Raw genomic sequence first — 414 nt, 5'->3', positions numbered from 1 at the left:
GTCCACCAGCGGACCAACCCGAACATCACGCCAAAAACAACGCCAGAAGCCGTACCCCAACAAAGATCGCAAGCCACGCCGCTACACCGTGGACGAGCGTGTCGCCGCCATCACCACGTGGGTGCAGGAAGACCTCCCCAACCGTCGGAACACAATCCCCCCTAGGCACGATTCTGTGAATGTCGGAGGAAAGGAATACCCCGTCGGAAATTTTCTCTATGACCTGACACGAGTTGGGGAGAGTTCCGTCGATGAAAAGGTTGCCCAAGCCCTGACGGACGCCGGATTCAAGGTCGACTACGACGGTGCCGGATATATGCATATCGTCGGGTTTCAAAGAATGAGCGACGAGAACGTGAGAGACTTCTTCGCCGTCTATGACGCCTGGCTCGACGAGAAAGACGCAAACGGTAT

1 protein-coding gene is annotated in these 414 nt (G+C 56.3%); it reads left to right on the top strand.

Going from position 1 to position 414, the window contains the following annotated elements:
- Window positions 1-88: 88 nt before the first annotated feature.
- Window positions 89-414: hypothetical protein (locus ACLQ24_RS30320; protein ID WP_425895153.1), on the top strand; the 326-nt coding region annotated here is incomplete at its 3' end.

It is taken from the genome of Micromonospora sp. DT4 (genome assembly GCF_049841675.1).
In the GTDB taxonomy this organism is placed as follows: domain Bacteria; phylum Actinomycetota; class Actinomycetes; order Mycobacteriales; family Micromonosporaceae; genus Micromonospora.
The sequence above is the reverse complement of the archived record's forward strand: the minus strand, read 5'-3'. Positions and strand labels throughout refer to the sequence as shown.